Origin of the sequence: Bradyrhizobium sp. WSM1743 (genome assembly GCF_000473065.1) — a bacterium.
In the GTDB taxonomy this organism is placed as follows: Bacteria; Pseudomonadota; Alphaproteobacteria; order Rhizobiales; family Xanthobacteraceae; genus Bradyrhizobium.
The window spans coordinates 1-1,194 of the sequence record NZ_AXAZ01000165.1 but is presented as its reverse complement, the minus strand read 5'-3'; the positions used below and the strand labels follow the sequence as shown (position 1 = coordinate 1,194).

Annotated in this window: 1 protein-coding gene; it reads right to left on the bottom strand. The window is 59.9% G+C overall.

What is annotated here, in order from left to right:
- Nucleotides 1-515: 515 nt before the first annotated feature.
- Nucleotides 516-1,127, bottom strand: coding sequence for a tetratricopeptide repeat protein (locus tag YU9_RS0138340; RefSeq protein WP_027577403.1), 612 nt, complete (start codon nucleotides 1,125-1,127; stop codon nucleotides 516-518).
- Nucleotides 1,128-1,194: the final 67 nt, after the last annotated feature.

Sequence of the window (1,194 nt, the reverse complement as noted above, 5' to 3'; positions counted from 1 at the left end):
GCCGAAAAAGGCGCGCCATGCGCTGCCCCCGCCCGTTTCAGTCAGGAGCGCGGGCGGGATTGCCGGATGGAACATCGCCATCCGCGGCGGTCGCGACGCTTGCTGCGCGCGCGCCGCCAACGGCATCGCCGCCGCTCCGCCAAGTATCGTGACAAACTCGCGCCGTCTCACTCGACTCTCTCGTGCACGATGACGAGACCGAGAATATCAGATGATCTCGCGCATTGCGCGCCCGGGCAATGCTGCGTTGCGATGGGTTACCGCGCGCAAGGACCGCTGCGGGTCAAAATGCGAAGAACTCAACGCAAGCAAATCTAGTCCGCAATGCCTCACTGAGCGGACCTCAATGAGGCGGGTCGCCAATTCGCTGGTGGGCCAATTGGCGACATTCTGTCGCTCATCCGACGACCTCTCCGTCCGGTCTAAGGTTAGATGCGCAGACATCGCATGTGGCCACCGAATAACCGAAGTCTCGAAAGCAACGGTCAAGTTAACGTTTTCTTCCTTCAGCGGTATCATTCGGGGAGCCCGGCTCGCCGCAATCCTTCTTCGTATCGCGAGATGTCTTCGGCACGCCGATAAGGTCCCAGCACGTTTTTGAGGTTGGAAACCCGCAGTGTAGGGTTGAGTTGGCGCAGGCGCACGACCGCCTTCTGCGCTTGATCGAGCCTTCCCGCCATCGCATTGCTCGCAGCGCCAATACGAAGTAGAGGTTGAGAGTTTGGATTGTCCTGCAACGCCATTGCCGCCCACGATGCCGCTTGGTCATAGCGACTTAGGAAAAAATGTGCATGCGCAGTCCCAGCTCGCATCGGTGCGCCCCACGGATCAAGTGGGCTTAGGCGTATGGCACGCTTGAAGCGTTCGATCGCTAGCTCGTATTCGCCGAGCCAGTTCTTTACCCAGCCACCGCAATCCCACGCCTCGGCCACATTGGAATTGAGCGCAAGCGCGCGATCGATTAAGGCGGCGCCTCGATCGAGATCGCGAACAACATATGCCAATGCCCATCCGCTATCAGCGAGCGCGATTGCATCATCCCTACCTAGCTCAACCGCCCGCTGAGCGAGCCTCGATACCTCGGCCACCTCCTCCGGTGTGTGAGCTGCTGCCGGTTTGATGGACACCAGGTTAAGCTAATCCCACCTTGCGCTCGAACTCAACCGGGCTGAGATAGCCGATGGTCGAGTGCCT